Raw genomic sequence first — 25,182 nt, forward strand, 5'->3', positions numbered from 1 at the left:
CTTTTTATTGTTGGTAGTGCAGGCCCCGGGCGGGGTTGGTGGGATGGAGTATAGGTGGCATTACGCCGCTGTCTCGGTGGAGGTACTCTCCCGTAAATGTTCGCTTTTGGCGGACTTCACTGAGCTAACATGACGATAGGTTTATGCGTGGCTCGGACTTCAACGACGTGAGGAGGCAGCGATGACTGAACGCCATGAGGAACACAAGGAAACGCTATCCAATGGATGCAAGATCGAGGTGAGAGCCGAGATATTGAGGGACGGCTCCCTGAAGATGTTCATTGGTGTTTATCGGCCGGACGGCTCGGTGATTGAAGAGGACGAGCATCCGTCCCCGCACCTCAAAGACATGGAAGACGCTATGGAGTGGGCCATCGAAAAAGCCAAAGACATCGGCAACAAACAACATACGTTGTAAGAGCGGTGAATCACCGCTCTTACCTTCGCCCTTATTGCGCGCCGAACATGGCTGTCCAGTAGATTCCCGCAGCGCTTTTCGGATCAACCGCATAGGCCGCGCCCAATTCGCGGAATTTCGGGTTCATCAGGTTGGCGCAATGACCAGCGCTGGCCAGCCAGCCGTCGACGACTTTGCGTGGCGTGTCTTGTCCCGCGGCAATGTTTTCGCCGATCTCCTGATAGTTGTAACCCGCCAGTTCGGCGCGGTCTCCCGGTGTGCGGCCGTCGCGGTCCTTGTGGTCAAAGAAATTGTTATTGGCCATGGACCGGGTATGCGCTTCTGCCGCCGACCCGAGCGTAGAGTTCCAGGCCAGCGGTGTGGTTGCGGCAAACGGTTGACCGCCACACTGGCGAGGTTGCGCGCGGGCGGCGTTGAGCAGCTCCAGGAGTTTCTGGCCTTCAGTCGCGGCGTCACCCAGGCGTGCGGTCAATAGCGGACGTGCCAACACAATGCGCCAGTCGCGTCCCTCGTGGCTGACACCGACGTCGATGAATTGCGGGTCCAGCGCCACTTGGCAAAAACTGTCCTTGATCGCCGTCATGGCGGACTGCGCATCACGCGGTCCGGACAAGGTGATCGCCTGCACGCTGACCATCGGGTACGAAGCCCGGGCCATGGCCTGCTGCAAATCGACAGGCCCGCTGGCCGATAAAACCAGACGCGGATCGCTCGTCAGCGGCGGCAACTCCGATGACGCCTGACCGCCGCAACGTTGCGGCTGGCTACGGTAGACGTTGATCGATTCGACCAGCTGCGTCTCTTCGGTGGCCATCGCGGTGGCGGTGAACACCAGACCCAATGACAACGCGGCAACACGCAAAACGGATGACGGAACGCGCATGGAAATCCTCCTTGAACTGAGTGCGCCCATGATGCGCGATTTTCCCCCATGCCGTGCAATGCCTTTTTGCAGATTGTTGCCCGCTTGCTGACATGATTTGGCTACTACACTGAAGCCAAGTCGCCCAATGGGCGCTTCCCTCGACGCCATGCAGAGTGTCTCCATCATGTTCCTCAAATGGTCAGTTACGTTTCTCGCCATTACCCTTCTCGCCGGTCAGGCCATCGCCGACGACCAGCAACAAAAAAAAGAAGTAGCCGAAGACAAGGCCCAAGTGCTTGAGCACAAAGCCGCGGAGAAGGGCGGCGATCTGCCCGTACCAAAATCCGAAGCGATCACCCAATCCGAAGTCCAGGCCGTCGATCCCGCCGGCAAATCCCCGCTGGACGATGCGATCACCTGCATGGCCCGCTCCATCTACTGGGAAGCCAAAGGCAAGGACACCACGGACATGCAAGCGGTCGCCAACGTGGTGATGAACCGCCTCGGCCACGAAGGTTTTCCCGACACGGTGTGCGCGGTGGTCAAGCAAGGTTCCGAAACCAAAAGCTGCCAGTTTTCGTGGTGGTGCGACGGCCGCCCGGACACGGTCCAGGAAGAAACCCAATATTCCCTCGCCAAGGAAATCGCGCGCAAGGCGCTGAATAAACAGCTACCGGATATCACCCGTGGCGCGATGTATTTCCACGACCGCACGGTGAAGCCGGTCTGGGCCAAGGAGTACATCAAAACGGCTGAAACCGGGATGTTCCGGTTTTACAAGCCGCATGATGGATCGGCGAAGTAGAAGCTCCTGTGTTTTTGGGGCGTTCGATGGAACGCCCATGCTGTTCTTCTAAAACTTCGCGTAATTCAACGCATCGACCAATGCCGAACCCCCTATGCCCGTCAGTGACAGCAACAACGCCCTGACCAGGGGCTCTTCGGAGTAGCGTGAAAAAGAACCGGTATTGAGCGTCGCGATGCGGTCGCGGATCATCTGGAATTTTTCGTAGCGAACGGGATCTCGAGCTTTTGGTGTTTCCAGCAAATAGGTATCCAGACGACGCAATGCAACGGTACGTGCCTTTTCCGCCGCTCGACGCAACGACAGCGCGGAGGCGAGCAATATCAGCGCGGTCAGCAGGAAGGTGATGACGATACTGGGCGGTGTCGGCCAGTTGTCGAACAAGCTGCTGCGAGACGCCAACAGGATCAACATGACCACCGTCGGCGCATAGATCAGGCGGCTGACCGCCGAGGTCCGTTTGGCGATCAGTTGCAAGTCCACCCATTCGTCGATGCAGGAATGCTTGAGCACGCCGAAGATCTTCCGGTGTTCCTCCTGCAACGATTTGGGCCAGATCGCATGATGTTCGCTGAGGTGGCGAATGAATCGCGTCAGCAGCAGATTGGCATCCACGACCCAAAACACCAGCACCTGAAAAGCCAGGGTAGGAATCAGCCAACTGAGCATCCACACTATCGATTCGCCGCGTACGGGAATCCGCTCCATTGGCCAAATCACAAACAGCACACTGGTGACCACGACGAATATCCATGTGGCGAGAAGGGCCCGCAGCATTCGAGCCCCGAACGAACCGCAAATGCAGTGTTCACCCCAGAAACGCGCGATGGAAATCATTTGCCGCCCATCCCCGCAGGTGGCCAGCGGGGATTTGCAGGTCTTGGACCATTTGTCATTGGCGCTCATCAGCGGGAAAAAAATCAGTAGCAGGCAATGCCCCAGTTCGTTGCACCAGCGGCGCAAGGTCCAGCGCCTGCCTTTGCGTATAAAACGTAAAACCTGCCCGCACAAACCCATTCGATATCGACGCATGTAATGCAGTAAATGGAAGTTCTTTTCGATCTCGGCCCTGTTGACGCGCAGGTTGCGCCAGCCCCAAGCCAGTGCCGAGAGGGAAATCAGTACGGCGGCTACGCGCAGCGCCACGGTTGGCCATGCACTGATGCCTTCAAACAGGAACATCGGCTCTCCCAGCCCGTTGCCGGTCAAGGTGCTACGCATCTGATACGCCAACATCAACGCAAGGATAAAACCGACGAGGGGGACAACGATGTACCACGCCGAGGAGTCGTAAAAGCCGTTGCCAGGCGTGGCAGTCGAGTCCTTGCTCTGTGCCGACTGCTCGGAGCGGCGGGTCAGATTCGACGAAATGATGCCCAGCAGGATCAGCACGAACGTGAACCAGAGAAACTCCGCATGCCAGAAGCGAGTGGCGATAAATGCACAGGCTGCCGCGACCATATACAGCGTCATGGGTACACCGCGCACCCAGTCCAGCTTGGCGTCGAGCTCGATTTTCGGTCCCGAGATCCACCGCCAGACAATGAACCCGGCGATTAAAAGCAGCATGACGGTCAGTGGCCCGGCCCAGAAGAACGCTTGAGCGTGCTTGAATTGTTCACGCACTGACTGGGAGGCCACTGGATAGGGCGGGGGCGATGGATCCTGAAGGCAGCGCAGTGACATAAGGTCGTGCGCACGTATGCTTTGATCCGACTTGGACAGGAGTGTTGGTGCCTCGCAACTCGTGGGGCGGTCAAGGGTCAGTGGGTTCGCCAGCGGGATAAAACCGCTGATGCCAACTTCATAGACGCCAGGCGAAAGCAGGTCCGATTTTGAGTAGTCGAATTTCGCTCGCTTGGCATCGAAGGATTGTGGCGCCAATGCCGCCAGAACAGAGACAAACACCGAGCTTTGCAGGCTGTCGCGAAACGGCGGCACGTCTTGTTGCAGGGCGCGTGTCAGTGTCAGTCCATAAGGCGCCGCCAGGATCAGGTTGCGGGTGGTTTCTGCCTGGCCTCGTTGCAGCATGCGTGCGTCGAGGTCGGTGGAAAAGTACAACTTGTACGGCATACGACTCTTGAGTGCCTGCAACACCAGCAGTTTGTCGTAGGCATCGACGCCCAGTATGGCGATGGCACCGATGCCGCTTTCGCCGTTGCGCCGATACGCCGCGTCCTCGCGTGCAATGTGGTCGGCGAGGCGTCGCAGGTAATCCAGCTGGGAATTTCCGTCGGCTTTCTCCAATGGGCTGAGGTCAATTTTGTTCGCGTCTTTGGTGTTTTTGCTGGCATCGGTGCTGGCTGTTTTATCACTGCTCGCGGATTCCTCCGGGAGGCGTCCATCCAGGCCTCGCAGATAGCTGAAGCGCAAAACCCACTGGTCGACCGCCGCCTTATCATCTTTGTCAGTCAGGCCGGCTTCGCCAGCAACCCACCCCTTGAAACTTTCGATCAGTGCCCGGCTGTAAAAACTGTCCCACTCGGAAATCAACGCGATACGGTCAGACGTCTGCGGCGAGCTTTCTTCAACGCACCTGGATTTGAATCGCTGCAAGTTGTCTTTGCTGCAACGCAACCCGGCGGCCGGATTTACATTGCGCAGTTTCATTTCCTCCAGGATCAACTGGGTCATGGTGCCGTCGTCGCTGACGGTGCGCAGCAGCTTCATGGGCTGTTTGTTGGGTAATGGTGGCGTCGGAAATTTGATGCTGTTTTTGAGCGTTATGTTGTCGGCGGTGGCCAAGGGTGAGTAGATCTCGACATTGGCGGTTGCACGGGCGTTGGCTTCATCCTGATACATGCCACGCAAGATGGTTGAGGTGGCGGGGCCGATGACTTTCAGAACGGTGTGATTGTCGGCCACACCGGCGCAGGCCAATGGGCAACTGGTCATCGAGGCTGTCTTGCACACCAGGCTTTGGCGCAGTTGTTCCAGTTGCTGCAGCGGCTGTGAACCCAGCGCGTCTTGTTTCACCCAGAACACAACGGTCTGGTTCGCTGGCTTCGGACTTCCATCCAGATCTGCAGGTGGATCGAGCGGATTGGAGACAAAGATTTCGTAGGGTACGTCCAGAAACCTCTCGATGGTCGAGGGATCCACCGACAGGTCGGCCTTGAGTTTCAGACAATGGATGTACTGTTCCTGATCCGGCACCCTGTGCGAGTTCTTGAACCCGGCAAGCAGGGCATAACGCGTACGGCGCCGCCGCTCGACTTCATCGGCGTAAGGACCGCCTTCCACCAGCGACACCATGATGTCCGGAGCTGTGGATGTGCCGGACGGCAAGGAAACCCCAGGCGAGCATAGCTGCTTGGCATCCGCACTGTCGCCATCTTTCAGCTTTTTGCGATAACGCTCCAACGCATCGAACGGGTCCTGCCACAACCGCGCTTCAATGGGCAATTGCGCTTGAAACTGCGCACCGAGGGGCCGTGGTTCCAGAAACGGTTCACGGGTCAATGCAAACGTCGATACGACCAAACTGAGGATAACTGCGCTGCCTGGTAGCCAGAACGCCAGGTTAGTCCCCGAATCCTTGTTGTTATCCATGGCCATTCCCTCGGAGTTCGGCCGGTTGTTACTTTTAATGTATAGACCTGATTAAAAAAACGGGTGGCAGACAAAAAATAGTCGGCGCGTTGAGGTTTTCGGTTCTGGCTGCTTTGACGGATGTGAATTGTGACGTGGGAAGTTGTCAGGTATTAAACGAAGGCATTATGTTTTGTGTTGAGTGCTTATTGATTTGACGCGTCGCCTGAAGTGAGTGGCTGGTTAAAGGCGGGAAGAGAGTTGCAATTTTTTTGTGTGGTCATCACAGGGTTTTAGTTGTGCGATGAAATAATATGAGCACGATCGCTAGTTTGATCGTTTAGTGGGGTGCAGTTTTGTCGGGCAGCGTTGCCGGTACGGGTCTTGAGGCCCGCGCCTTGTTCCGCGGCCTTCTCGTAGCTTGGATCAACAAGGCGGTATCAATGAATAATGGGTTGCAAATGTAAGTTGGCGCCTGGGTCTTGAGTGACACTTATTGGATCCATGTCTGGCGGTTGCCAATCATCTGGTTGTTATAGAAGGGTTATGTGGGGTGATACATGGAGAGCGGTGCAAGTGCTTGTTAAATAAATGTCCTGGTTGTGAAGGCGCAAGTTTGATTTGGATCCAGGCGGCGAGCGGTAATGACAATTCGAAATATCACTGGCAGGCTGATTTCGAAATGTTCCATGGCAAAATTCGACGCGCTCCTATTATCACCAGCATGATCGAAGTATGAGCGTGGTCATTTATCAAATCTCTGTAGCGTGCTATCGAAGTTTAGCGGTAACACCATGAATACACTCGGTGCCGAGTTGAACTAGTCAACTTGCGTCAACGCACCGTCCTGCCACTCCGAAAGAGGCGTGCGAATATGTCAAACAGTTATCCCATCATTTACATCCGTGGATACGCGATGACGGTCAACGAACGAAATGAAACCGCGGCGGATCCGTTTTGTGGTTTCAACGTCGGTTCAACGTTGTATCGCGCAACTGCCGATAAAACCCAGCGACCTGAGAAGTTCGTTTTTGAATCGCCCTTGGTGCGCCTGACGACGGAATACCAGTACCAGCATGTCTATCAGAATGGTATGGACATCATGGACGAAGGGTGGGAACCGCCCCTGGATGACAAGGGCAAACCCATCCCCGGCATTCCTCCGCGCTCGATCGTGATACTGCGGTATTACGACGACGGATCGATTTATCAAGGGGACGGCAATGCCCGAAATATTGAAGAATATGCCAGGCGGCTGAACGCCTTGATCAGCAAAATCAAAACCCTCGTGTGCCAGTATCGCGAGGCTGATGGTTCGGTCATGGCTCCCGAAAAGTTTAAATGTTATCTGGTGGCCCATTCCATGGGCGGCCTGGTCGCCCGGGCATTCCTACAAAGCACCGACCCGAAATTCGAACAGGCACGCAAAACGGTCGACAAGCTGTTCACCTTTGCCACGCCGCACAATGGCATCGATGTGCTTGGCTTGAACGTCCCCAGCTGGCTGACAGGTGATCAGAAGAACACGTTCAACCGAGAGATCATGGCGAGGTATCTCAATCTTCAGGATATTTCTCCCGCGTTCGATGATCGGGTGGATCTGATACCCGACAGTGCATTGAAACCTGAGCGGATATTTTGCATGGTCGGTACCAATCGCGGTGATTACGAGGCGGGGCAAGGTATCGTTCGGGCATTTGTCGGCAACGGTTCCGACGGCTTGGTGCGAATCGATAACGCGTCCCTGTGGGGTCTAAAAGACGACCTCACGCCGGTCCAGGTCGCCACGGCATATGCCTATCGCTCGCATTCCGGCTACTTCGGCATCGTCAACTCCGAGGAGGCTTATCAGAACCTGGTGCGTTTTCTCTTTGGTGATGTGCGGGTCGACATCAGCCTGATCGTCGAGAGTGTTTCCTTGCCAGAAGTCATTCAGGAAAAAGTGGATGACGGTGCGGAACTTGAAGCCGGCTACCAATTCGAATTTCGTGCCGCGCCCAAAGGCAAGCGCTGGTTTCTCACGCGGCGACAATCGATCGAAGACTCACCAGCTTGCCGCTCTCATAAGGAGCTCACAGACCGGGATGACACTAAAAAAACGGTCTATCTGTCGACCGTATTTCTCTCCAAACGCGGAAAAGTTGATACGGACAAGGCACTTTCGTATGTGATGACTTTTGCCGCCAAAGTGCCGGACTACATCATCAATCATCGCTTCTGGCCCGACGCCCACTATGAAGGCACGGATCTTTTTCGAGGGACGGCCATCGTCAGGTTGACGCCACCCGAAAACGCGGACGGTGACTGGAACGTCAGCCTTGCCTGGATGGAAGACCCACACAGCACAATCACTCGAACGGTCCATATAACAGGCCAGGACTCTATTGAAATTGATCTGCCGTTTGATCAACCCCGAGCGCCCGGGATCAAGGGGCTTCTACGGTTGAAGGTCCGGCCATGGGATTGATGCCCTGAGGAGGTCATCGACGGTTTTTACACGGTGCAAGGCGACGGGCGTACAGTGCAGGTCGGCTGGCTGGAAAGTCGGCACACCACCTTTAAGGCCATAAGGGGCTGTCGCCATGCACAACATCGGACTCATCGTGTACCCCGGTTTCCAGGTGCTGGGCCTCGCCATGTGCGCCACCTTCGAGTTGGCCAACATGGCGGCCGACCAGCCGGTGTACAGCATTGCGTTACTTTCCGAGCACGGCGGTTCCGTGAAAACCTCTGCCGGATTCGGCGTGGAAACCAGCGCATTCGATCACCGTACGTTCGATACGCTGCTGGTGATGGGCGATAACCTGATCCGGCCGATATCACCGGGCATGGTGGCGTTTTTGCGCAACGCCAGCTTGACCACTCGACGCCTGGGTTCGATCTGCACCGGCGCGATTGCGCTGGCCGAGGCCGGTTTGCTCGACGGTCGACGGGCGACGACGCATTGGTGTCACGCACCGGCTTTGCAGCGGGCCTATCCCAAGGTGAAGGTCGAAGAAGACCGCATCTTCATCAATGACGGCAACATCTGGACCGCCGCCGGCATGAGCGCGTGTGTCGATCTGGCGCTGGCGCTGGTGGAAAAGGACCTGGGCGCGGACGTCGCACGTCGGGTGGCCCGGCAACTGGTGGTGTATCACCGGCGGGCGGGAGGCCAGTCGCAGTTTTCGGTGATGCTTGAACTTGAGCCCAAGACCGATCGCATCCAGGCCGCGCTGACCTACGCCAAGCACAACCTGAAATCCGCGCTGTCGGTCGAAGAACTGGCCAGCGCCGCCAATCTCAGCCCACGACAGTTCAGTCGGGTGTTCCATGCCGAAACCGGACAATCCCCGGCCAAAGCCATCGAAAACCTGCGGGTGGAGGCCGCCCGATTGATGATGGAAACCGGGCGCCACTCCATCGATGTGGTGGCCACCGACACCGGTTTTGGCGATCGCGAGCGCATGCGTCGGGCGTTTATCCGTGCATTCGGGCAGCCGCCGCAAGTCATCCAGCGCGCCAATCGCGCGTGATGTTTGTTGTGTCCTAAAAGGTGGTGTATTCGGCATTTGAGACAAAATATGATTGCCGTAATCTTGATCTCGTTGAAGCCCATTCCCCCAGTGAGATCACCGCCATGACCATTGTCAAAGCCGCCGCCGTACAAATTAGCCCCGTGCTCTACAGCCGTGAACGCACCGTCGATAAAGTCGTGCAGAAGATCCTGGAACTCGGTGAGCAAGGCGTTCAGTTCGCCGTGTTCCCGGAAACCATCGTGCCGTACTACCCGTACTTTTCCTTCGTGCAGTCGCCGTTCGAAATGGCGGCCGAGCACCTCAAACTGCTGGATCAGGCCGTTTCGGTCCCATCGGATGCCACCGATGCCATCGGCGCCGCCGCGAAACAGGCCGGCATGGTCGTGTCCATCGGCGTCAATGAACGCGACGGTGGCACGCTGTACAACGCGCAGTTGCTGTTCGATGCCGATGGCACGCTGATCCAGCATCGCCGCAAAATCTCACCGACCTATCACGAACGGATGATCTGGGGCATGGGCGATGGCTCCGGGCTGCGCGCCACCGACAGCGCCGTCGGACGCATCGGCCAACTGGCCTGCTGGGAACATTACAACCCGCTGGCCCGTTATGCCTTGATGGCCGACGGCGAACAGATTCACGCCTCGATGTACCCGGGGTCGTTTGCAGGTCCGCTGTTTGCGTCGCAAATGGAAGTCAACATTCGTCAGCATGCCCTCGAAGCAGCGTGCTTCGTGGTCAACTCCACGGCGTGGCTCAACCCTGAACAACAGGCTCAGATCATGGCCGACACCGGCTGCCCGATCGGCCCGATTTCCGGTGGTTGCTTCACGGCGATCATCAGCCCGGACGGTGTGGTGCTGGGTTCTCTGCAGGAAGGCGAGGGCGAGGTGATCGTCGACCTCGACATGAGTCTGATCGACCGGCGCAAACGCATGATGGATTCCCGAGGCCACTACAGCCGTCCGGAATTACTCAGCCTGCTGATCGACCGCACCCCGGCGGCCCATGTGCATGAGCGCGGTGCTCATCCGCAGGTGGCGGTGATCAATGCCGTGGAAGAAGTCGGTCGTCAATCGGCTTGAGACCGCGGCGCGTCCATCGCGGGCAAGCCACGCTCCCACAGGGGAATGCATTCCAATGTGGGAGCGGGCTTGCCCGCGAAGGGGCCATCACAGGCCCAGACAAAAAAGGGACCTCCACCAAACGATGGAAGCCCCCTTTTTTTCACGTCTTGCCTTTACAGTTCCTGACCCAAAAAGATCAACGTATTGCCATGGGCCTCAGCGGCTGCACGCTGGTTGTAGCTGTCGCGATGCGAGCAGTTGAAGCCATGTTCGGCCTCCGGGTACACGACAATTTCCACGTTATCGTTGTTATCGAAACGCTCGGCGATTTTCTCCACGGCTTCCAGTGAAATGTGGCTGTCCTGTTCACCGAAGTGCATCAGCAGCGGCACCTCGATTTCATCGGCGCGGTCCAGGTGGTTCTGGATGCCGCCGCCGTAGTAGGCAACGGCCACTTCTACCAGCCCGTTGGCGGCGGTGAGGTAGGACAGCAAGCCGCCAAAGCAATAACCGATGGAAGCGATGCCGCCGTCCAGGCCAGGCTGAGCGTCGAGCGCATCAATGGCCAGTTTGATGTCGGCCTGTGCCTTGTCGATGTCCGTGGCGTTCATCAGCTCGACGGCGCGTTTCCAGCCGGCTTCGTCGTAGGTCAATTCGATGCGGTGGCCGTTGCGCCAGAACAGGTCCGGCGCGATCACCAGGTAACCATCGGCGGCGTATTGCTCCGCGACCGAGCGGATGTGTTCATTCACGCCGAAGATCTCCTGGATCAGCACGATCCCCGGGCCTTTGCGAGTATGCGGAATCGCCAGGTAAGCACCGAATTTACCGTCGGGGCTGTCGATCTCGATCCATTGGGTGGTCACGCTCATGGTGGCTCCTGTCTACACAAGTGAGAGGGATGAAGCTTATTGCGGCGGTGTGGCCTGAAAGCTGGGCAGTGCCTGAATCCGTTTCCACCAGTCATCAAAGCCGTTGACGGCAAACACCTGCGGTGCATCCGGCGTCATCGCCATGTAAGCACAGGCCGGTGCCAGGTAAAAGTCACCCAGGCTCGGATCCTGACCGGCGACGAAAGGATCGGAGCCTTTGATTTTCATCAATTCACGCAGGACCATTTTCGAGGCCTCGATGCCTTTACGACGGGATTCTTCGTTCTTCCCGCCGATAAAGTCGGGGAACAAGTGATAGCCGAACACCGAGCCTAGCGCACCGTAGCCGTAGGAGTCGTAAATTCCCATGACCATGTGTGTGCGAGCACGGTCGTGGGCATTGTCGGGCGTCAGGGAAGGGCCCGGCAGAACTTCGTCAAGGTATGCCACGATTGCGTCGGTTTCGATAATGCGGAAACCGTCGTGATCGATGACCGGCACCTTGCCGAACGGATGGCGGGCCAGGTGTTCGGGCAGGTGCGGTTCGCCTTTCATCACATTGACCTGCAACTGGTCGAAATCCGCACCTTTTTCCGCAAGCAGCATCTTCACTGTGCGCACATACGTACTGCCGTCAAAACCGTAGAGAGTGAGGCTCATGGCGATTGCTCCGTTCTTGTGGACGTGGAGGACGCGATGAAGACTCTGGCCTATCAACGGTTATTGCGACGCCAGGCGAAACGAGCCAACAGTGCATCCAGGCTGAGCTTGCCGGCACCCGAGAGCAACAACGGCATAAGGGCGGCGAGGTAGATCAGCGGCAGTTTGAAGTTGCCGTGACCTTTGTTGCTGATGGAGTAGCCCTGGGCAAGCTCACTCAATGTAGACCAATCGGCCGGCCAGTGAACGGCGGCGGTCGCGACAATGGTCACGACAATCAGAATAATGGCCGACACCCGCGTGCCAAGGCCCACCAGGATGGCCAGGGCGCAAATCAGCTCGGCCCACATCGACAGTTCCCAGTTGAGCGTGGCCGACACGTGGTTGAACGGAAACGGGAAGGCGTCCTGAATGTCGGCGAACCAGTTGTCGCCGTTCCATTTTTCCAGGCCAGACTCGAAGAATTCCCAGGCAATGAACAGCCGCAGCGTCAAAGGCGCGAGCCAGCTGCCGGCACGGTCGAGGTTCAGGTGCAGGCCTTTCACGGCCGATGAAATTGAGGTGTTCATGAGCTTGATCTCCGTTCAGTCAGGTGTGCGGGGCAGCAATAGCCCCGCGGCAGTGAATTACTCGCCGGAACCGCACTTGCCTTCGCCGCATTTGCCTTCCGCCGGTTTTTCCGCGGTGTCTGCCTGGGCCTGGCTGTAGCCGTGGGCCAGTTGTTTCATGCTGAACGCCTCGGACTCGGAGGCCGAAGCCACGTTGGACAGGGCCAGGCCGCCTGCGATGATCAGGCCGAGGGTCAGGGAAGAAGTCGAGAGTTTGAACATGGTGATACTCCGTAGCATTGAGTGAGTTGAGCGCTTTGATCGGCTTGGCCGATCGACAGGCACAGTTCATCAATCGGGTGTATCTGCGATGTGTCTTTTGCGTGGGGTTTTATGGGCGGGGTGTGTCGCAGGCGGGTCTGTACACACTCCGATACACAGCCACCGACATTTCTCGGCCAACCCCCAATCCTGTAGCAGCTGCCGAGCCGGCGAGGCTGCGTTCGGCTGCGAAGCAGTCGTGAAATCAAACGACTCGGTACTTCAGGTAAATCGCGTGCACAGGGTTTACGACTGCTTCGCAGCCGAACGCAGCCTCGCAGGCTCGGCAGCTGCTATGTATGGACTCGCCCCCACTGTCTACCCGCTTTTGAAAAACCGCCGCCCCGTTGCATCTATGTATTAGGCCTATTCGAGGAAGCCGTCTTCGGCTTCTGGCCAAAATTGGAAGAGCTCGTGGTATGCCGATTACAGTCAGGCCTCGAAGGCCAGTAGCAGCTAAGGCATCAATCCACGCCGGTCTTACCTGGGGTCAATGTTTTTCAGCAAAGGGTCGGACAGTTGGTACCTCGGTGGCAGAACTCTGTCGCTCAGTGGCTCATCGTCGCTTGCTGGCCATCACCCGCCTGGCGACGATAAGTCTGGTCATTCTGTAGAAGCACCCAGACGATTCGCAGGTTGCGGTTGGCTAGCCTGATCGCAGCCTCCTTACGACCCAGCCGGCTCATCCAGCGCAACAAGCGGCGGTCATCGGGTTGCTGGGAATCAGGTCGTAGTTGTTGCAGTACCGCATGGGCTCCCTGGATCATCAGGCTGCGTAAATAAACATCGCCTCGCTTGGTCATGTCCCCCAGCCGGACCGTCTGCCCGCTGCTGTGCTGGTCAGGCACCATGCCAAAGTACGCGGCAAACTTGCGGGCATTGGGAAATCGCTCAGGCTTGGTTTCCTTGGCCACCAGTGCCGTGGCAGTGACTGGGCCGATGCCGCGCACAGTCATCAGTCGCTTCGCCGTCATGTCGGCGTTGGCGGCCACTTCCAGGCGCCCCGTCAGCACGCTGATGCGTTCGCCCAAATGGTGCCACTCGGCCAACAGTTCGTCGATCAGTTCACGCAGCAGGCCCGGCACCGGCTGGGTGGCATCTTCCAGTACCCGCGGAATTTTCTGGCTGATCGCAACATCGCCCTGCGCCAAGGCCACGCCATGCTCGAGCAGCAGGCCGCGCATCTGATTGCTCACCGCCGTGCGTCGACGCACATAGCCTTGGCGGGCGCGATGCAACGCCTGCATTGCCAGCGCCGCAACGCTTTTGACCGGCACTGCGTAGATCTTTTCATCGCGACCAGCGCGCAGAATCGCCAGCGCATCGTTGCGATCATTTTTAGGCCCGCTACGATGTGTGGCCACCAAACGGGCTGGAAGAATCCGCGCCAGATTGCCTTGGTCTTGCAGCTGCCGGGCCCAGGCTTGAGCACCCGGACCGGTCTCCATCAGAACCACGACATGAGGCGGCAACTGGCGTAGAAACTCATAAAACGCCTCGCGCGACTTGATCCGTTGCTCGTAGTGCACTTGGCCGAGGACGTCTTCACCGGCGACCTGAAAGACCTGCTTGGCCAGATCGACCGCCACGGTTGTGCAGGCCGACAAATCGGAAGAAGACAGGGATTGATCAATCGAAGTATGCTTTTTCATGGACTCGCCCTCGCTGTCGTTGGCTGTTTAGACTGCCATCGTGGCGCATTGACGCCTCGGCTTGGGCGAGTCCATCCAATTACAAGGCAGCGGTGTTTTTGAGAGGGGGGGCTGGCAATCTGTGATCCAGCGCCGACCAACAGCGTCTAGCCTCCGTGTCCCCGCAATCCCACGGGGCGAGACTTCGGAACCCGGCATGCAAGCGCTGTTGAACGAGATCCTTGACGCTGTCCGGCCGCTGATCGGTCAGGGCAAGGTGGCTGACTACATTCCTGCCCTCGGCACGGTGCCGGCCAATCAGTTGGGCATTGCCGTGTATGGCAACGACGGTGAGTTGTATTGCGCGGGCGATGCCGACACGCCGTTCTCGGTGCAGAGTATTTCCAAGGTGTTCAGCCTGGTGCAAGCCATCGATCATTCCGGCGAAGCGATCTGGGAGCGTCTCGGCCACGAGCCTTCCGGTCAACCGTTCAACTCGCTGGTGCAGCTGGAATTCGAACGCGGCCGCCCGCGAAATCCGTTCATCAATGCTGGAGCCCTGGTGATTTGCGACATCAATCAGTCACGCTTTGCCGCGCCCGCGTTGTCGATGCGCGATTTTGTCCGTCGGCTGTCCGGTAATCCGCAGGTCATGGTGGACGGCAAGGTCGCCGAATCCGAATACCAGCACCGCGCGCGTAACGCGGCCATGGCGTACCTGATGCAGTCGTTCGGCAACTTTCACAACGACGTCGAGGCCGTGCTGCGCAGCTACTTCAGCCATTGCGCGGTGCGCATGAATTGCGTGGACCTGGCGCGGGCGTTCTGTTTCCTGGCCAACGACGGGTTTTGCAAACACAGCGGCGAACAGATCCTCACCGCACGCCAGACCCAGCAGGTCAACTCGATCATGGCCACCAGCGGGCTGTACGACGAAGCCGGCAATTTTGCCTATCGCGTCGGTTTGCCGGGCAAGAGCGGCGTCGGCGGTGGGATTGTCGCGGTAGTGCCGGGGCAGTTCACGGTGTGCGTGTGGTCCCCGGAACTGAATGCCGCCGGCAACTCCCTGGCCGGGATGGCGGCGCTGGAATTGTTGAGTCAGCGGATTGGCTGGTCGGTGTTCTAAGGTGTTCGGCGCGGCACGGTTAATGACGCTCTCGGGATTTTCCTATACATTTTCCAGCCGCCCCCTGCATGGTGAAACCGCTTCATGTCTCTTGCGCTCGAACGTCTAGTCGCTGGCACGCCGATCCCTTTTGCCGGTAATCGTGTCACTGTCGTCAGCCCCGAACTGGCCGCGCGCTTTCAGCCCGGGGACCATTTGCTGGTGGAACAGGTCAGCGGCGAGTTGTTGCTGATTCCGGTGGCTGACCAGCAAGCGGCGGCCGTCGCGATCGAGCGCGCCGAAGCAGCGTTCAGCGCGCTGTCCAGCGTCTCGGATCAGGCGATCAGCGCATTCTTCGATCTGTTTGCCCAGCGCTTGGAAAACCCAGAGTGCTGGGCCTTGATCGAGGCCGCCAACCTGGCCGATATCGAACGCGCCAAGGCTCGCGGGCGTTCTACCACGCGACTGCTGGCCGATGAGCGCATGCGCCGCGACATGATCGACGGCCTGCGAGCCTGGCGTGATGCGGCGGCGACTCGCGGCAAGGTGATCAGTTGCGTCGAGCATGACGGCTGGAAAGTCGAGCAAGTGGTGTCGCCGCTGGGCATTGTGGCTTTCGTGTTCGAAGGCCGACCGAATGTGTTCGCCGACGCCGCCGGTGTATTGCGCACCGGCAACACCGCCGTGCTACGCATTGGCAGCGATGCGTTGGGCACCGCTCAGGCCATCGTCACTCACGCACTGAATCCGGCACTCACCGACGCCGGTTTGCCGGCCGGCGCGGTGTCTTTGGTGGAGAGCGTCAATCATGCCGCCGGTTGGGCGATGTTCGCCGACCGGCGTTTGTCGCTGGCCGTGGCCCGTGGTTCGGGCCGTGCGGTCAGCCAGCTGGGCAGCATCGCCCAACAGGCCGGCACCGCCGTCAGCCTGCATGGCACCGGTGGCGCTTGGCTGATCGCCGACAAAGACGCCGACGCCAAACGCTTCGCCGCCGTGGTGCGCAATTCTCTGGACCGCAAGGTCTGCAACACCTTGAACGTCTGCCTGATCCAGCGCGACCGCGCAGCCGCGCTGGTGCCGCTGTTTCTCGACGCACTGCAACAGGCCGGCGCCGCTCGAGGCCAGGGTTGCAAGTTGCACATCGTTGAGGGCAGCGAGCAATGGTTGCCGACTGAATGGCAAACCGGCAGCGTTGAGGTGTATCGCGCCGAAGGCTACCAGACCGAGGCGCAGGCCGAACCGTTGCCCGAGGATCAGTTGGGCCGCGAGTGGGAATGGGAAGAAACCCCGGAAGTCAGCCTCAAGATTGTCGATGATCTGGACAGCGCCATCGCCTTGTTCAATCGCTACAGCCCGCAGTTCACCGTGTCGCTGATCAGTGAAGACGCCGCCGCGCATGAACGTTTCTATAACGCGGTCAACGCACCGTTTGTGGGCAACGGGATTACCCGCTGGGTCGATGGACAGTACGCCCTGAACAAGCCGGAACTGGGGCTTTCGAACTGGGAAAGCGGTCGCCTGTTTGCCCGCAGCGCCATTCTGTCGGGAGACGGGGTGTTTACCGTTCGTAGTCGCATGACCCAGACGGATCTTTCGGTCAAACGCTGAGCATTCCGGGCACAGGCAGCGAGCGCACTATAATTAAGGTGTGTTTGCGTCTGTGTTTTGAGTGAGGGCTGCGCCATGAAACTTCATTCCTTTCAGCATTACTCCCATGATCTTGAAGCGGTCATGCACGACACGTGGATTACCGCCAGGGTGAAGTCGGCCCTGGCGTTGGCCAAACCCAGCCTCGGCCTGCAGATCCATGTCAAAACCCTTGGGTCTACGGTGACTTTGAGCGGTCGAGTCAACACCCATAAACAGTGCGAGCAGGCGGTTGCGCTGGCCCGCACGGTGCCGGGTGTCGTCGAAATTGATGCCCGGGAATTGCTGACTCACGTGTTCACACCAGGCAGCGTCCCCACAGCACCCAACGCCGAAGAAACCGTAGAGCGTCGGCCATCATCGTCAGACCAGGACGACCACTGATCAGGGCGACCTTGTGAGTGTGGCACTCCCGTGAACCGGGAGCGCCTCGACGCGGGCATTTCAGCTCAAGCAACAATGGATTGCGTTTTTTGGGTGTTCTCTCATGTGAAGCAAAAGCGGACTATCTGCCGATCCCTGAGAGGTTTACTCAATGAAACGCGTCCTCATGTTGTTGGCCAACGGTGTCGAGCCGCTGGAAATGGCGGCTTTTACCGATGTGCTCGGTTGGGCCAATCTGCTTGGCGATCAACCGGTGGAATTGATCAATGCCGGCCTTCGACCGCAGATCGTCACGACCTTCGGGCTGTCCCTCAATCCGGCTCATTTATTGGGTGAACTGGATCTGGACAGCTTCGATGCCTTGGCATTGCCCGGCGGATTTGAACCGTCGGGCTTTTATGAAGAGGCCTTGAGCGAGCCATTTCTGGCGGTCATCCGACACTTTGTCGCGGCCGGTAAAGTCGTCGCCAGTGTCTGCGTGTCTTCGGTGTGCCTGGGCATTGCCGGGGTGCTGAAAGGCAAAGACGCCACGACCTATCACCAGGTGGGTGGCAAGCGCAAAAACCAGCTGGTTGAATCCGGTGCCCGTTTTGTCGACTGGCCCGTGGTGGTCGATGGCCGCATCATCACTTCAAGTGGACCCGGCACTGCAACGGAAGTCGCCTTCGTGTTGCTGGAACACCTGACCAGCGCGGCGAACGCAGCCAATATCCGCCAGAAAATGCGTTTTCCGACACCGTCTCGCCAGTGGTATGAAACGCCGCAAGTGCCTTGATCCGGCACGTCCTTCATCTGCTCCGTACATCCGACCAACCGCCATAGTCTGAAACAGCGAACTACGCTTCAACGCCTGAGCCACAAAAGCCAGTGCAGGCTTGTGGGCACGAAGGCGTAGAGGTCGTCATGAATCAGTCGCAAGAGCAGGGCGCGTCACCCTGGCATGCGGGCGAGCGGCAGTTGCAGGAAAGCGTCGGTGTGGCCGAGCGCATGGAAGTGTTCGGGCGCAAGGTGGTGCGCGATTATCTGCCCGAGCAGCATCAACTGTTCTACGCGCAACTGCCGTATTTGCTGGTGGGCGCCGTCGATGAGCACGGCGTGCCCTGGGCGACCCTGATTGAAGGGCCGCCCGGATTTGCGCATTCGCCGGATCCCCACCAGTTGCAACTCGAACGCCTGCCCGCCGAAGGCGACCCTGTCAGGCCCGCGCTCCACGCGGGCGCCTCGGTGGGGCTGCTCGGTATCGATCTGAAAACCCGCCGACGCAACCGAATGAATGGCCGCATCAGCACCGCCACCCAAGGCGGTTTTGCCGTTGCCGTCGAGCACGCCTTTGGCAACTGCCCGCAATACATTCAACTGCGTGCCGTCGACCCTGGCACGTTGGGCCGCTCTTCATCTGCTGTGGCCGTCGAGCGTTTCGATGAGCTCGACGATGCCGCTCGCAGTACCATTGGCAACGCCGATACCTTTTTCCTTACCAGCTACGTAGACCTTGATGGCGACCCGAAAAAGCGCTCGGTGGATGTCTCGCATCGCGGCGGCAACGCAGGCTTCGTGCGGGTCGAGGGCAACGTGCTGACGATCCCGGATTTCGCCGGCAATTTGCACTTCAATACCTTGGGCAATCTGCTGCTCAATCCACGGGTCGGGCTGCTGTTTGTCGACTTCGAATCGGGTGATGTGCTGCAAGTTGCGGGGTGCACCGAGATCGTCCTCGACGGCCCTGAAATAGCGGCGTTCCAGGGCGCCGAACGGCTTTGGCGAATGACGGTGGAGCACGTCGTGCGCCGCGCCGGCGTGCTGTCGCTGCGCTGGCAATTTGAAGGATTCTCCCCCAACAGCCTGATGACCGGCAGTTGGCAGCAGGCTGAAGGGCGTTTGCAGGCCGATGCCCTGCGCGATCAATGGCGGTTGCTGCGTGTGGCTCGTATCGTTGAAGAAAGCACCAGCATCCGTTCGTTTTACCTGGAGCCGACCGACGACGCCGGCTTGCCGCGCTTCGAGGCCGGGCAGCATTTGCCCGTGCGCTTTTGCCTGGCCGAGGGGCAGGCGCCTTTGGTGCGCACTTACAGCCTGTCGAGCGCACCGTCGGACAGTTTTTTTCGAATCAGCGTCAAGCGTGACGGGCTGATTTCATCGCATCTGCACGAGCGTGTCCGCGAGGGCGATCTGATTGAAGCCCGCGCGCCACAGGGCCGGTTCACGGTGAAAGCGGATGAGCGTCGGCCGCTGGTGCTGCTGGCCGCGGGCGTCGGCGTGACGCCCTTGTTGTCGATGCTGCGCGAGGTGATCTACGAAGGCGAACGCATCCGCCGCACTCGACCGACCTGGTTTATTCAAAGTGCCCGCAGCCTTGCTGAGCTGGGGTTTCGCGATGAGTTGTACGAACTGGCCACCCGTGCCAAGGATTCGGTGCGAGCGCTGCGCCTGCTCAGCCAACCCGAGGACCATGCCCGTGAAGGTGAGGATTTCGAGGTGGCGGGGCGAGTCGACATCGAGTTGCTCAAGGCGTTGCTGCCGCTGGACGATTACGATTTCTACCTGTGCGGGCCCGGCGCTTTTACTCAAGGGATTTACGACAGTTTGCGGGCCTTGCGCATCGGCGATGAGCGCATTCATGCGGAGACGTTCGGGCCTTCCACGTTGGTGCGTCTGCGCGACCAGTTGAGCCCGGCCCCGGCACAAGTGCCGGCAGCGGACAGCTCGGTGAAAGTGGTGTTTTCAGCGTCGGCCAAGGAGGCACGTTGGGAGCCGGGCGGCGGGAGTTTGCTGGAACTGGCTGAAAGCCGAGGCTTGAATCCGGACTTCAGTTGCCGTGGCGGCTCGTGCGGGACGTGCCGCACCCGGCTGCTCAGCGGTCAGGTGCATTATCTGAACATGCCCGCCGAGCTGCCGGCGCCTGGGGAAGTACTGATCTGCTGCGCGGTGCCGGCCAAGGGTGAGGAGCCCTTGGTCTTAGAGATCTAGTGCGGCCACCCATCAAGCGGCGTCGACGGCTTTGCCGTAAACAGCGCAGGTGGTCGGGTGCTCGGCCAGTGACACAAAGCTGCGGCTGCTGGCTTCCAGAGCGTCGATCGACCCGGTCTCGATGTCGTAGACCCAGCCATGCAGGTTCAACTGACCTTTTTCCTGGGCCAGGCGCACGCTCGGATGCGTCTGGATGTTGGCCAGTTGCGCGATGACGTTCTCGCGGACCATCGAACTCACCTTCGCCGTGTCATCGGCGTGAGGGCGGGACTCGTTGATGACCTTGGCCGATTCAGCGTGTTGCAACCAGCCGCTGACGGCCGGCAGGTGATCCATGCATGTGCACTTCGCGACGGCGGTCATGGCGCCGCAATCCGAGTGGCCGCAGATCACAATGTCGGTCACGCCCAGTACCGCGACCGCATATTCGACCGTGGCCGAGACGCCACCCGGGTGCGGACTGTAAGAAGGCACGATGTTGCCGGCATTGCGGATCACAAACAATTCACCGGGTTCTTGCTGGGTCAGCAGTTCGGGCACGACGCGACTGTCAGAACAGGTGATGAACAACGTGCCGGGATGCTGGGTGGTGGCCAGGTGTTTGAACAGGTCGGTGCGTTGCGGAAACGCTTCCTTCTGGAACTTCAAAAAACCGTCGATGAGCGCTTTCATGGTGGTGTCCTCTTGAATCGGATGGTTGCCCTGTAGCAGCTGTCGAGCAACGCGAGGCTGTGTCCGACTGCGGAGCAGTCGCATGGGGCTGCGAAGACTTCGGTCGAGCGCGACCCCGGCTCGGACGCTGCCTCGCGTTGCTCGACAGCAGCTACAGGGAATTGCGCGTGTTCAGATCGGTTAGAAAGGACGCAGTGGCAGGAACTTGCCATCAAGGGTGATCACAGCGCGGTGGCCGCCTTCTGGATCCTCGACCTTCTTCATGTCGAGCTTGAAGTTGATCGCGCTGATGATGCCGTCGCCAAATTGCTCATGAACCAGGGCTTTCAAGGTGGTGCCGTAGATCTGGATCATTTCGTAGAAACGGTAGATGGTCGGGTCGGTCGGCACACCGGAGAGGCTGCCGCGCAGCGGGATGATTTGCAGGCGGGCCACGGCGTCGGCGTCCAGGTCCAGTTTTTCGCCAATCACTTTGGCGGCGGATTCCGGCAGCGGATGCTGGCCGAGCAGAGCGGCGGTGACGTAGGCCAGGCCCAGGCCGGTGCCGTCAGTCAGGTCCTGCCAGGACAGATTTTTGCGGGCCTTGGCGTCGAGGATCGAGGTGGTCAGGGCCAGACTTGGGTCGTTGTAAGCGTGGGACTGTTGCATGGTTTTTCTCCTGTCGGGGTTGTATTGCTTGGGTGTGAAGCAATCTTCTGCCGATTGATCCATAGCGTCCAAGACCGATATACAATGCTGTGCATAAGTCCTGCCTATAGATGGTGTGCCCCATGCTGCTGCGACATCTGCGTTATCTACTGGCGGTTGCCGACCACGGCGGCTTCACCCGCGCCGCCGAGGCGCTGCACGTTTCACAACCGACCCTGTCCCAGCAAATCCGCCAGTTGGAAGAAACCCTGGGCGTGAGCCTGTTCGACCGCACCTCGCGCACGGTCAAACCGACCGATGCGGGCGAGGCCTACATTGAATGTGCACGTCGAGTATTGGTGGAACTGGAAGCCGGCAAACGGGCGCTACATGACGTGAAGGACTTGTCGCGCGGCACCTTGCGCCTGGCCATGACGCCGACGTTCATGGCGTATCTGGTAGGGCCGTTGGTGCGCGATTACGTGGCGCGGTTCCCCAACATCCATCTGCAGATTTTCGAGTTGTCGATGGATGACATCGAGGCGGGGCTGGCGGATGACTCGCTGGACATCGCCATCGCGTTTACCCAGGTCAGAAATGCCGACATTGAGTCGATCCCGGCGTTTACCGAAACCCTTGGGGTGATGGTAGGGCGGGATCACCCGTTATATGAACGCCAGGCTGCGCTGTCCGCTGAAGAGGTGGCGCAACTGGATTTTGCGTTGTTGGCCGCGGACTTCGTCACCCGCACCCGTATCAATGAATATTTTGCCCAGGAGCAGATCACGCCGAAGGTGGTGATTGAGGTGAACTCGGTGAGTACGTTGCTGGAAGTGATTCGGCATACGGCCATCGCCACCATCCTCCCGGAGCCCATCGCCACTCAGGACCGGGCATTGCGCAAAATTCCATTGCTTGGAGACGCGCCAACGCGCGGGGCGGCGCTGCTTCGGCGCAAGAACAATTATCACAGCGCGGCGTCTGTGGCGTTCATGAATCTGGTGTTGGGCACGGGGGTGACGAAGTCAGTCGTCCAGTGATTGGCAGACGCCATTGGGGGCCTTGCCCGTGGAGGTCACTGTGACTGAATCGTCATCGGCGAGGACGATCGAGAGTGTGACGTTTGAACCCTTGGCTTCGAAGCTGCGCTCCTTGATGACTTTGGTGACGGCATCTTTGTCATTGATCGTTACCGGACCCTCCTGATCGGCATGGACGGCGATATTGCCGGGGCAAATCACATCGAATGAAGGAAGGTTGGGGATGCTATCTGCGTGGGCAACATTTGCCATTGCCAGTAACAGCAGGAATGTCAGGGTATTGTTCATCGCAAGTCTCCATGGGCACAGCAGCGAATACGCTTAACAATAGCTGTATTTGCTGCGCACGAGACAAACAAAAAAAGGCCCCGCTCGATACTACGAGCGGGGCCTTTTTTTATTGATTAGCAGCGGGGGTATCAGTAGAACCGGTCAATCACCCGAACTTCATTCTGGTTCTGCATCGAGGCCCACGCCTGTTTCAGCGTTTGCAGAACATGACCGATGAAGTCCTTGTCGGCCGCGGCTTTCTTGCCGACGTAGCCCTGGCCGCGACGGTACATCTTCAGTCGGGCAAGCAGGTTCTGGTTGTTCTGGTCGAACTCGGCTTCGTGGGCGTGCGGCGACAGGCAGTCCATATGCACCTGACCCGACTTGCTGATCCACAGAATGTGGCTGTCGTGGCTGTCTTTTTGCGCAGCAAACATACGAGCCAGTTCATCGATAGTAGGTTGATTGTTCAGATTCATAATATGCCCCTTGACCATTTGGTGATCTTTCAAAGTTGATTCGCTAATACAGGTAGCCCATCGGTTAGTTGATCCCTGGCACCGAAACCAGGACGTCAGCGGTCAGCCGTCAATTCAACGGGGTCTCGCGTCTGTTGCATGTAGTCGTGTTGAATAACTGCTACGCAATAGCGTCACAACGAAGAGAAGCAGCGAAAACCTGGAGGCCACCGCCGACTTTTGAGGGTCGGCCACAAGCTTCATGAGGATTGATCGCCAGCGCTTCTCGTCCTTGTACTGGACGTTCGGGCCAGGTCAGCTTCTTCAATCTGCCTTGTGGGCAGCGTGTATCCGGGAAAAACAGCTCGGCGGTCAGACGAGCTTGCTCAAACATGTTGCTGTACTCCCGATCGGGGAGATGTCTGCATCATGCAAGGGCAAATCGGAGGCGTCAACCGTTATGTAGTGATTATTTTCAGTCACTACATATTGTCGGACAAAGCGCTTTGGAATTAAAAAGGGGAGCCGCGATATGCCGGTCAGGGCAATAGCCGTGGGCATTCGAAGCGGTAAAAGGTGCAGGGGTAACCGTCTACCGGCAGCTGATGCTGGGTGAATTCATCGCCTGCGAGTTCGGGCATCAACCTGGCCCAGAACCGCCGTGCAGGCGGGTTCGCGTCGATGTGGAAAATCTGCCATTGACCGGGGAAGCGGCTCAAGAGGGTGGAAACGACAAACTTCGCGACACCTTGGCCACGAAAGCGTCGACTGACAAAAAGGTAGCCGATGTTGTGCTCGGCACCCTCGATATGAACGTCGTCGTCCACGGTCACGAAACCGGCGAGCTCACCTTCTACCTTGATCAAAAACGGCCGGGTCGCGGGGTTGCGCCAGTAATCCGTTTTCGGCTGAATGTTGTAGAAGCCGTGCTCTCCGAGTTTCAGCGGTAGCCACTCGCTGAAGTCGTGCATGTAGAACTGCATCAGGTTCTCGATTGTTTCCAGTTCATCGCGGTGTGCGACGTGCAGTTCTATCGAAGGCATGCTGGCTCGCTCCAGATCGCAGGGCCGTCCGTGGCCCATTCGGGATCACTCAGTGGGGCGCGAAGTCGTACGTCCCACCTGTCTTCAACGCAGCAGCGTAAGCAGGGCGTGCCTGAAAGCGTTGTACCCAGGCCGCTACATGAGGGTAGTTGCCCAGTTTGCCCTGAGCCCGGGCGATCTCGCCGATAAAGCTCATCTGGATATCCGCAGCGCTGAATTCATCACCGAGCAGGTAATCGGATTGACTCAATGCCGTGTCGAGGTAGCCGAGGTAGTTCGCCACTTCCGAGTTGATGCGCGGATGCAGCGGTGCACCGGCCTCACCCAGACGCCCGACGTACAGGTTCAACATCAGCGGCAGCATGGCCGAGCCTTCCGCGAAGTGCAGCCACTGGACGTATTCGTCGTAGGCGGGGGTCGACGGATCGGGTTGCAGGCGCCCCTGGCCATGGCGGCGGATCAGGTAGTCGATGATCGCGGAGGACTCGATCAGTTTCTGCGCGCCATCCTCAATGACCGGCGATTTGCCCAGGGCGTTGATCGCTTTCAATTCCGGCGGTGCAAGATTGGTTTTCGGGTCACGCTGATAGCGTTTCAGCTCATAAGGAATGGCCAGTTCTTCCAGCAACCAGAGAATACGTTGGGAGCGGGAGTTGTTCAGGTGATGCACGATAATCATAAACAAGATTCCTGTAGCAGCTGTCGAGTGAAACGAGGCTGCGATGTCTTTTCA

General features: G+C 58.6%; 24 protein-coding genes. 11 read left to right on the forward strand and 13 right to left on the reverse strand.

Going from position 1 to position 25,182, the window contains the following annotated elements; genetic code table 11:
- Nucleotides 1–181 precede the first annotated feature (181 nt).
- Nucleotides 182–418 carry a hypothetical protein gene (locus tag ACYZT8_RS11900; protein WP_461981308.1) on the forward strand — a complete coding sequence of 79 codons (237 nt, stop codon included), beginning with the start codon at nt 182–184 and terminating at the stop codon, nt 416–418.
- Nucleotides 419–449: 31 nt separating this feature from the next.
- Here the strand turns inward: ACYZT8_RS11900 and ACYZT8_RS11905 are convergent, their stop codons facing one another.
- Nucleotides 450–1,301 (reverse strand): CAP domain-containing protein, encoded by an 852-nt coding sequence (locus tag ACYZT8_RS11905; RefSeq protein WP_461981310.1) that lies wholly within the window; start codon nt 1,299–1,301, stop codon nt 450–452.
- Nucleotides 1,302–1,467: 166 nt separating this feature from the next.
- On the opposite strand from ACYZT8_RS11905, the gene ACYZT8_RS11910 reads away from it, so the two are divergent.
- Entirely contained in the window at nt 1,468–2,088 is a 621-nt protein-coding gene (locus tag ACYZT8_RS11910; RefSeq protein WP_461982432.1) for a cell wall hydrolase, read from the forward strand.
- A gap of 48 nt (nt 2,089–2,136) precedes the next feature.
- Here the strand turns inward: ACYZT8_RS11910 and ACYZT8_RS11915 are convergent, their stop codons facing one another.
- On the reverse strand, nt 2,137–5,640 hold the full coding sequence (locus tag ACYZT8_RS11915; RefSeq protein ID WP_461981312.1) for a hypothetical protein: 3,504 nt from the start codon (nt 5,638–5,640) through the stop codon (nt 2,137–2,139).
- Nucleotides 5,641–6,535: 895 nt separating this feature from the next.
- On the opposite strand from ACYZT8_RS11915, the gene ACYZT8_RS11920 reads away from it, so the two are divergent.
- The 3 genes from ACYZT8_RS11920 (at nt 6,536) to ACYZT8_RS11930 (ending at nt 10,222) form a co-directional block, all read left to right on the forward strand.
- Nucleotides 6,536–8,086, forward strand: coding sequence for an esterase/lipase family protein (locus ACYZT8_RS11920; RefSeq protein ID WP_461981314.1), 1,551 nt, complete (start codon nt 6,536–6,538; stop codon nt 8,084–8,086).
- Between the two features lie 115 nt (nt 8,087–8,201).
- Nucleotides 8,202–9,134 (forward strand): GlxA family transcriptional regulator, encoded by a 933-nt coding sequence (locus tag ACYZT8_RS11925; RefSeq protein ID WP_461981316.1) that lies wholly within the window; start codon nt 8,202–8,204, stop codon nt 9,132–9,134.
- 104 nt (nt 9,135–9,238) lie between these two features.
- On the forward strand, nt 9,239–10,222 hold the full coding sequence (locus ACYZT8_RS11930; protein ID WP_461981318.1) for a nitrilase-related carbon-nitrogen hydrolase: 984 nt from the start codon (nt 9,239–9,241) through the stop codon (nt 10,220–10,222).
- Between the two features lie 155 nt (nt 10,223–10,377).
- On the opposite strand, the gene ACYZT8_RS11935 is transcribed toward ACYZT8_RS11930, so the two are convergent.
- The 5 genes from ACYZT8_RS11935 to ACYZT8_RS11955 form a co-directional block, all read right to left on the reverse strand.
- Nucleotides 10,378–11,076 (reverse strand): dienelactone hydrolase family protein, encoded by a 699-nt coding sequence (locus ACYZT8_RS11935; RefSeq protein ID WP_461981320.1) that lies wholly within the window; start codon nt 11,074–11,076, stop codon nt 10,378–10,380.
- A 36-nt stretch (nt 11,077–11,112) separates the two neighbouring features.
- The gene (locus ACYZT8_RS11940; protein WP_461981322.1) at nt 11,113–11,736 is read right to left on the reverse strand and encodes a glutathione S-transferase family protein; all 624 of its coding nucleotides are present in this window, start codon (nt 11,734–11,736) and stop codon (nt 11,113–11,115) included.
- 53 nt (nt 11,737–11,789) lie between these two features.
- Nucleotides 11,790–12,305 carry an HvfX family Cu-binding RiPP maturation protein gene (locus tag ACYZT8_RS11945; protein WP_461981324.1) on the reverse strand — a complete coding sequence of 172 codons (516 nt, stop codon included), beginning with the start codon at nt 12,303–12,305 and terminating at the stop codon, nt 11,790–11,792.
- A gap of 57 nt (nt 12,306–12,362) precedes the next feature.
- The gene (locus tag ACYZT8_RS11950; RefSeq protein ID WP_461981326.1) at nt 12,363–12,566 is read right to left on the reverse strand and encodes an HvfA family oxazolone/thioamide-modified RiPP metallophore; all 204 of its coding nucleotides are present in this window, start codon (nt 12,564–12,566) and stop codon (nt 12,363–12,365) included.
- 587 nt (nt 12,567–13,153) lie between these two features.
- Complete coding sequence (locus tag ACYZT8_RS11955) at nt 13,154–14,212, reverse strand: IS110 family RNA-guided transposase (protein WP_461982331.1); 1,059 nt, start codon at nt 14,210–14,212, stop codon at nt 13,154–13,156.
- Nucleotides 14,213–14,453: 241 nt separating this feature from the next.
- Between ACYZT8_RS11955 and glsB the strand changes: the two genes are divergently transcribed.
- From glsB to ACYZT8_RS11980, 5 genes are all read left to right on the forward strand, one after another.
- Nucleotides 14,454–15,362 (forward strand): glutaminase B, encoded by a 909-nt coding sequence (glsB, locus tag ACYZT8_RS11960; protein WP_010459549.1) that lies wholly within the window; start codon nt 14,454–14,456, stop codon nt 15,360–15,362.
- A gap of 84 nt (nt 15,363–15,446) precedes the next feature.
- Nucleotides 15,447–16,949, forward strand: coding sequence for an aldehyde dehydrogenase family protein (locus ACYZT8_RS11965; protein ID WP_461981328.1), 1,503 nt, complete (start codon nt 15,447–15,449; stop codon nt 16,947–16,949).
- Between the two features lie 75 nt (nt 16,950–17,024).
- Nucleotides 17,025–17,372, forward strand: coding sequence for a BON domain-containing protein (locus tag ACYZT8_RS11970; RefSeq protein WP_461981330.1), 348 nt, complete (start codon nt 17,025–17,027; stop codon nt 17,370–17,372).
- A 151-nt stretch (nt 17,373–17,523) separates the two neighbouring features.
- On the forward strand, nt 17,524–18,147 hold the full coding sequence (locus ACYZT8_RS11975) for a DJ-1/PfpI family protein (RefSeq protein ID WP_461981332.1): 624 nt from the start codon (nt 17,524–17,526) through the stop codon (nt 18,145–18,147).
- 128 nt (nt 18,148–18,275) lie between these two features.
- Nucleotides 18,276–20,339, forward strand: a complete 2,064-nt coding sequence (locus ACYZT8_RS11980) for a 2Fe-2S iron-sulfur cluster-binding protein (RefSeq protein WP_461981333.1) — start codon at nt 18,276–18,278, stop codon at nt 20,337–20,339.
- Between the two features lie 12 nt (nt 20,340–20,351).
- On the opposite strand, the gene ACYZT8_RS11985 is transcribed toward ACYZT8_RS11980, so the two are convergent.
- On the reverse strand, nt 20,352–21,011 hold the full coding sequence (locus ACYZT8_RS11985; RefSeq protein WP_461981335.1) for a carbonic anhydrase: 660 nt from the start codon (nt 21,009–21,011) through the stop codon (nt 20,352–20,354).
- Nucleotides 21,012–21,191: 180 nt separating this feature from the next.
- Nucleotides 21,192–21,659, reverse strand: a complete 468-nt coding sequence (cynS, locus tag ACYZT8_RS11990; protein WP_461958417.1) for a cyanase — start codon at nt 21,657–21,659, stop codon at nt 21,192–21,194.
- 122 nt (nt 21,660–21,781) lie between these two features.
- Between cynS and cynR the strand changes: the two genes are divergently transcribed.
- The gene (gene cynR, locus ACYZT8_RS11995) at nt 21,782–22,678 is read left to right on the forward strand and encodes a transcriptional regulator CynR (protein WP_461981337.1); all 897 of its coding nucleotides are present in this window, start codon (nt 21,782–21,784) and stop codon (nt 22,676–22,678) included.
- Here cynR and ACYZT8_RS12000 read toward each other — a convergent pair.
- The 4 genes from ACYZT8_RS12000 to ACYZT8_RS12015 form a co-directional block, all read right to left on the reverse strand.
- Complete coding sequence (locus tag ACYZT8_RS12000; RefSeq protein ID WP_461981339.1) at nt 22,664–22,966, reverse strand: hypothetical protein; 303 nt, start codon at nt 22,964–22,966, stop codon at nt 22,664–22,666. The genes cynR and ACYZT8_RS12000 overlap by 15 nt on opposite strands.
- Before the next feature lie 131 nt (nt 22,967–23,097).
- A complete protein-coding gene (locus tag ACYZT8_RS12005) occupies nt 23,098–23,427 on the reverse strand; it encodes a hypothetical protein (protein ID WP_461981341.1) in 330 nt (109 codons plus the stop codon).
- Nucleotides 23,428–23,945: 518 nt separating this feature from the next.
- Complete coding sequence (locus ACYZT8_RS12010; RefSeq protein ID WP_461981343.1) at nt 23,946–24,449, reverse strand: GNAT family N-acetyltransferase; 504 nt, start codon at nt 24,447–24,449, stop codon at nt 23,946–23,948.
- Nucleotides 24,450–24,498: 49 nt separating this feature from the next.
- Nucleotides 24,499–25,128, reverse strand: coding sequence for a glutathione S-transferase family protein (locus ACYZT8_RS12015; protein WP_461958422.1), 630 nt, complete (start codon nt 25,126–25,128; stop codon nt 24,499–24,501).
- Nucleotides 25,129–25,182: the final 54 nt, after the last annotated feature.

It is taken from the genome of Pseudomonas sp. LB3P93 (assembly GCF_054898025.1).